At 69.5% G+C, this 6,430-nt stretch carries 7 protein-coding genes and 1 rRNA gene; all 8 read left to right on the top strand.

Going from position 1 to position 6,430, the window contains the following annotated elements; translation table 11 throughout:
* Positions 1-199: 199 nt before the first annotated feature.
* The 8 genes from rrf (at position 200) to H343_RS0122250 (ending at position 6,345) form a co-directional block, all read left to right on the top strand.
* Positions 200-316, top strand: a 5S ribosomal RNA gene (rrf, locus tag H343_RS0122280).
* 78 nt (positions 317-394) lie between these two features.
* Positions 395-1,042 (top strand): HAD family hydrolase, encoded by a 648-nt coding sequence (locus H343_RS0122275; protein WP_037904668.1) that lies wholly within the window; start codon positions 395-397, stop codon positions 1,040-1,042.
* 47 nt (positions 1,043-1,089) lie between these two features.
* Positions 1,090-2,271 (top strand): acetoin utilization protein AcuC, encoded by a 1,182-nt coding sequence (locus H343_RS0122270; protein ID WP_028432951.1) that lies wholly within the window; start codon positions 1,090-1,092, stop codon positions 2,269-2,271.
* A gap of 312 nt (positions 2,272-2,583) precedes the next feature.
* Entirely contained in the window at positions 2,584-3,381 is a 798-nt protein-coding gene (locus H343_RS0122265; RefSeq protein WP_028432950.1) for a phosphatase, read from the top strand.
* 129 nt (positions 3,382-3,510) lie between these two features.
* Complete coding sequence (locus tag H343_RS0122260) at positions 3,511-3,720, top strand: helix-turn-helix domain-containing protein (RefSeq protein WP_158677109.1); 210 nt, start codon at positions 3,511-3,513, stop codon at positions 3,718-3,720.
* A gap of 150 nt (positions 3,721-3,870) precedes the next feature.
* Positions 3,871-3,969, top strand: a complete 99-nt coding sequence (locus H343_RS34450; protein WP_003948845.1) for a 30S ribosomal protein bS22 — start codon at positions 3,871-3,873, stop codon at positions 3,967-3,969.
* A 197-nt stretch (positions 3,970-4,166) separates the two neighbouring features.
* Complete coding sequence (locus H343_RS32170; RefSeq protein WP_078506018.1) at positions 4,167-5,249, top strand: NAD-dependent epimerase/dehydratase family protein; 1,083 nt, start codon at positions 4,167-4,169, stop codon at positions 5,247-5,249.
* A complete protein-coding gene (locus tag H343_RS0122250; protein WP_028432948.1) occupies positions 5,242-6,345 on the top strand; it encodes a lysophospholipid acyltransferase family protein in 1,104 nt (367 codons plus the stop codon). The genes H343_RS32170 and H343_RS0122250 overlap by 8 nt, the downstream gene beginning before the upstream one ends.
* Positions 6,346-6,430: the final 85 nt, after the last annotated feature.

Genomic DNA, 6,430 nt, shown 5'->3' with positions numbered 1-6,430 from the left:
TGGAGTTGACTGGTACTAATAAGCCGAGGGCTTGACCACAGGTACTTCTGCTCGCGTCCACTGTGCGGTTTCTGAGACAGCAACCCCACACCCAGCACCACCACGTGACATGTGAACAGTGTGTGTTTGCTGAGACTTCCCCCCCTTGCCGGGGCCACCACTACGTGTGGCAGGCCCAGGAGAAGTGGGGGGTGTGAGTTTCGGTGGTCATAGCGTCGGGGAAACGCCCGGTTACTTTCCGAACCCGGAAGCTAAGCCTGACAGCGCCGATGGTACTGCATGCGGGAGCGTGTGGGAGAGTAGGACACCGCCGAACAACACGTGAGAGAAGCCCTGTCGGGTGTGGCGTGGCCACCCCGACAGGGCTTCTCCCATATCCGGATACAGTTGCCGCATGGGCAGCTACGACATCGTCATCTTCGACAACGACGGTGTGCTGGTGGACAGCGAGCCGATCTCGAATCGCGTTCTCGCCGACCATCTCACCGAGTTGGGGCATCCCACGACGTACGAAGAGTCGATCCGTGACTACATGGGCGCCGCGGTGCACCGCGTTCACGACCTGGTGCTGGAGCGTTCAGGCCGGCGGCTTCCCGCGGACTTCGACGAGACGTTCCACGCCCGCGTCTTCGCCGCTTTCCGGCGCGAACTGCGCCCCACGGTCGGCGTGCCCGAAGTGCTGGCGAAGCTGGACGCCGAGGGCGTGCCCTACTGCGTCGCGTCCTCCGGCAGTCACGAGCGCATCCGGGTCGCGCTGCGCAGGACCGGTCTGTACGAACACTTCGGCGAGGAACGCATCTTCAGCTCGCAGGACGTGGGGAAGGGCAAACCCGCCCCTGATCTGTTTCTGCACGCTGCGGCACGGATGGGCGCACGCGTGGAGCGCTGTGCCGTCATCGAGGACAGCCCTCTGGGCGTGCGGGCCGGAGTCGCCGCAGGCATGGACGTGTACGGGTACGCGGCCATGACTTCCCGCGAGGGCCTGGCCGGGGCACATGCCTTCTTCACGGACATGAGGGATCTGCCGGCGCTCCTGTCGTAGCCGACGGCAGCTTAGGCGACCGCGTCCACGGCCGGTACGGTGTCCGGATGAGTGGCGGCGCGCAGTTGATGTGGGACGAAGCAGTCACCGGCTACGACTTCGGCCCCGGTCATCCCATGGACCCCATCCGGCTGGCTCTGACGATGCGGCTGGTCGAGGCGCTGGGCCTGGACGCCCACAAGGATCTGAATGTGGCGGCGGCCAAGCCCGTGGGCGACTCGACTCTGCGCCTCGTGCACAGACAGGACTACATCGACGCGGTGCGGCGGGTGTCCGCCGACCCGTCCTCGGCGGACGGCGAGTTCGGGCTGGGGACGCCCGACGATCCCGCGTTCGCCGGTATGCACGAGGCGTCCGCCTTGATCGCCGGTCAGTCGGTGAGCGCCGCCGAGGCGGTGTGGCGCGGGGACGTCCAGCACGGGGTGAACTTCGCGGGCGGGCTGCACCACGCGATGCACGCCTCCGCGTCCGGGTTCTGCATCTACAACGACGCGGCGCTGGCCATCGCCCGTCTCCTGGAACAGGGTGCCGAGCGGGTCGCATACGTCGACGTGGACGTGCACCACGGTGACGGCGTGCAGGACGCCTTCTGGAACGATCCGCGGGTACTGACGATCTCGCTGCACGAGCACCCGCGGATGCTTTTCCCCGGCACCGGCTGGGCGGAGGAGAGCGGCGGGCAGGACGCCCAGGGCGGCGCGGTGAACGTGGCCCTGCCGGCCGGTACAGGGGACGACGGCTGGCTGAGGGCGCTGGACGCCATCGTGCCCGAACTGCTCGCCGAGTTCCGGCCACAGGTGCTGGTCACCCAGCACGGTGCGGACACCCATTTCGAGGACCCTCTCGCGCACCTCGCGGTCAGCGTCGACGCCCAGCGGGCGGCGGCCGAGGCTCTGCACGGGTGGGCGCACGACTACGCGCAGGGACGCTGGCTGGCGCTCGGCGGTGGCGGGTACGCGGTGGTCGATGTCGTACCGCGCACCTGGACGCATCTGGTCGCTGTCGCGGCGGGCGCTCCGGTGCCCCCGGAGACGGAAGTACCCGAGTCCTGGCGTCAGTTGGTGTACGCGCAGACGCAGAGTCCGGTGGCGCCGAGGCGTATGACGGACGGGCGGGAGCCGGTGTGCCGCAAGTGGCGGGAGACCGGCTACGACCCGGCCGACCCGCTCGACCAGGCGGTGCAGGCGACGCGGAAGGCCGCCTTCCCGGCGCATGGTCTGATGCCGTAGGGCGCGCGCCCGTAGGGGGTCTGCCGCGGCTACGTCAACGGGCGTGGCCCGCACAAGGATTCGCCAGGTGGTCCGGCCCGGCCGGACGGACCGCGCTGCCTCGCAGCGGCAAGCATGGCCGGTGTGCTGAGCGGTGGAGAGTCGACGCGGAACGCCGGGCTGTCGTGCGGCGCCGGGCCGTCGCGTCCGTGGCCGCCGAGTCCCGGGCCGCGGCATGACGGGTGGGTGAACGACGGGCCCGTACGCCCCGTACGCCCCGGACGGCGCCCGGGGCCGGAGGCCCCCGGATGCGGTGCGCCGGGCGCCGAGGCGCTGCGGGCGCATCTGCTGGCGGCAAAGCTGGCCGGTACGACCGCGACCAGCCGGGAGAAGAGTCTGCGCCGCTACCGGCAGTTCGCCGCGAGAGACCCCCGGGCACTGCTCGGCCTGGAGCCCGAAGGCGACTGGACCGTACCGGCGTTGCTGGCGCTCATGGCGGAGCGGTGCGGGGTCTCGCCCGATCCTGCCACGGTCTCGGGACAGGACACCATCGATCCCGAGCGCACGGTCGCTGCGCTCGACGCGTTCGCCGAACGGCTGCGTATCGCCGCCGATCGGCGCATTCCGGTGTTGTTGGGCACAGGCCACCCCGGTCGACTCCTCGACTTCTACGCCTCGTTGGCATCAGCGCTCTCGTCGGCGGGATGCACTCTCCTCACATCAGCGGAGGGGCGACGTATCGACATAACGACCCGGTTCGGCGTACGTCAACTCAGCCTCGGCTACGTGCGAGGGGTTGCGTCGGTACGAGAACCGGGCGCATTCGCGACCCCTGTCGCGCCGGGCGTACACACTCATTCACCGTTGCCCCTGCGGTCGGTGCTGGCTGCGGCGGCCGCGGAGGGAGGGCCGCTGCCGGAACTGGTCGTCGGGGACCACGGCTGGGTCTGCGCAGCAGGTCAGTTGGGTATTGAGGCAATCGGGCCGGCGGACACGGACGACCCCGCGCTGTTCGTGGGTCAGGCGGAGGGAAGGGTGTCGGTGGCGGTGCCGCTCGATGACGCTGTGCGTTCCGCCTACTACCGTCCGCTGGCGCGCTATGTACTCAAACAAGCCCGTCTGTCACAGTAGTAGACCGAACGCTACTCCTCTTCCCCACTTGCATCACCCGCCCCTAATCTGGGGAGGAGCGCGCATGCGAGCGGGAGTCACCGGAAGGGGAAGCCGGTGACCGACATGTGCGGAAGGTTCAGGTGTGACATGGCTGCTGGCAAGGGACCTCTCAACGAGGTCAACTTTCTGACCGTGGCGGAAGTCGCCTCGGTGATGCGAGTGTCCAAGATGACCGTGTACCGGTTGGTGCACAGTGGTCATCTGCCGGCGATCCGGGTGGGAAGGTCGTTCCGGGTCCCAGAGCAGGCCGTCCATGAGTACCTCCAGGAGTCTTACGTGGGGGTGGAGACCGCCTGACGGTGCCCAGCTGCTGACCCTCGGATTACGAGCAGCACTCGGCGACGGGTAGGCTGAACCTCATGTAGGTGGTGTGGGCTCGGACGCCCCGCGCCGAGTGAAGGCAGTTCTCTCCGCGTCGGTGGAGATGATTTGTAAGCGAGGGTGGTCGTGGGCTCTGTAATCAAGAAGCGGCGTAAGCGGATGGCCAAGAAGAAGCACCGCAAGCTCCTCAAGCGCACGCGAGTTCAGCGTCGCAACAAGAAGTGAGCGAGCGCGCCGAGCAAGTAGGAGGCCGCCGTTCTGTCTGCCCGCACCAGTGTGCGGGAGTGGCAGGGCGGCGGTCTTGTTCGTGCCGTCCCCGTTTCGCGGGTCGCGCTGCGGACAAGCGGTAGACCGGACGTCGTTGAGCGTGAGGCCGCAGCGCCGGGGCACAGCCGCCCGGGGCGGGCGGCGAGGGAGGGATCTTGGGCAGGGTCGTACTCGTCACCGGAGTCGCCCGTCAGCTCGGCGGCCGTTTTGTGCGCCGTGTCCAGCGTGAGCCTGACGTGGACCGGGTGGTGGGTGTCGATGTCCTGGAGCCCCCGCACGACTTGGGCGGCGCCGAGTTCGTGAGCGCCGACATCCGGCAGCCCGACATCGGCCGCGTCCTGGCCGAGTACGGGGTGGACACGGTCGTCCACATGGATGTGCACGGCTCGCCGCCCGCGGTCCCCGGCAGCGGAAGCCGCAGTTCGGTCAAGGAAATCAACGTCATCGGGACCATGCAGCTGCTCGGCGCATGCCAGAAGGCGCCTTCGGTCAGGCGGCTGGTGGTGAAGTCCTCGACGAGTGTCTACGGCGGCGCGCCCCGCGACCCCGCTGTCTTCGACGAGTCGACGCCCGCCAAGTCGCTGCCCAGCGGGGGCTTCGCCAAGGACACCATGGAGGTGGAGGGGTACGTACGGGGCTTCGCCCGGCGCCGGCCCGACGTGTCGGTGACCGTGCTGCGCTTCGCGCATGTGCTCGGCCCTTCGGTGGACTCGCCGTTGGCGGCCTACTTCGCTCTGCCCGTGCTTCCGACGGTGCTCGGCTACGACCCGCGGCTGCAGTTCGTGCACGAGGACGACGCCGTCGAGGTGCTGCGCACGGCGGCGCGTACTCCGCGGCGCGGAACGCTCAACTCGGGGACCTTCAACATCGCCGGTGACGGCACCCTGCTGCTCTCGCAGTGCGCGCGGCGTCTGGGGCGGCCCACCGTGCCCCTGCTGCTGCCGGCGATCAACTGGGGCAGGTCGGCGCTGCAGGCGGTCGGCGCCACGGATTTCTCACCCGAACAGGTACGGCTGCTGACCCACGGCCGTGTCGTGCGTACGGTGCAGATGCGGGAGACCCTCGGCTTCGAGCCGCGGTACACGTCGGCAGAGACCCTCGCCGCTTTCGCGGACAGCAGGGGGCCGGGGCTGCTGCCTCCGGAGACGCTCGCGCGTGCGGTCGACAAGCTCGCTGAAACGGTGGGCCGGCAACCGGGGGGAGAACGGCAGGACGAGGAGGTCGGCAACCATGGCTGACGCGAAGGTCATTCCTTTCGGTTCCCCCGACGACGGCCGCGACCGGCGGCACGGGGAGCGTACGCGTGCCGTGCAGGCGGTCTCCGGGATGCCGTCGGGGGCGTCCGGTGACGCCGGGTCCGGGAACGGGCCGGACGGCAGCGCCGGGACGGGCGGCACGGGACAGGTCGGCGGTACGCAAGGCACGCACGGCACGGCCGGCGGCCCCGGCGAGGGCGGGGAGGCCGGGCAGGAGCGGGAGAGCGCCGCAGCGGGCGGCGACTGGGAGCGCAAGCTCTCCGAAGGGCTGGCGTTCCTGCGCAGAAGGGTCACGGGCGAGTACGAGGTCGACGACTTCGGCTACGACCGCGAGCTGACCGACCAGGTGCTGATGTCGCTGCTGCGTCCTCTCTACGAGAAGTACTTCCGGGTCGAGGTGCGCGGCGTGGAGAACCTTCCCAGCGAGGGTTCGGCACTGGTGGTGGCCAATCACTCCGGGACGCTGCCGATGGACGGGCTGATGCTCCAGGTCGCCGTCCACGACCACCACCCCGCGCAGCGGCATCTCCGACTGCTCGCGGCGGACCTCGTGTTCATGCTGCCGGTGGTCAACGCGCTCGCCCGCAAGGCCGGGCACACGCTCGCCTGCGCCGAGGACGCCGAGGCTCTGCTGAGCAGGGGCGAGGTCGTGGGAGTGATGCCCGAGGGATTCAAGGGACTGGGCAAGCCCTTCGCCGACCGCTACAAGCTCCAGCGGTTCGGACGCGGCGGGTTCGTCTCTACGGCACTGCGGGCCGGTGCGCCGATCGTGCCGTGCTCGATCGTGGGTGCCGAGGAGATCTACCCGATGGTGGGCAACTCCCGGACGCTGGCCCGCTTGCTGGGCTTCCCGTACTTCCCCGTGACGCCCACGTTCCCCTGGCTGGGCCCGCTCGGCGCCGTGCCGCTTCCCACGAAGTGGACGATCCAGTTCGGCGAGCCGATTCAAACGAGCGGCTATCCGGAGGGGTCGGCGGACGACCCGATGCTGATGTTCAACCTCACCGACCAGATCCGCGAGACGATCCAGCACACGCTCTACAAGCTGCTGGTGCAGCGGCGGTCGGTCTTCTTCTAGCCGGCGTCGCGGCCGGCGGCGCTCGCCCGTACACGGCCCAGCGCGAAGCCCTGGCGGTGCAACGGACGGGCCGGGCCGCGTCCGT

This window comes from Streptomyces sp. TAA204 (genome assembly GCF_000424965.1).
Note: the sequence above shows the minus strand (reverse complement) of the source record. Positions and strands in the feature narration are given on the sequence as shown.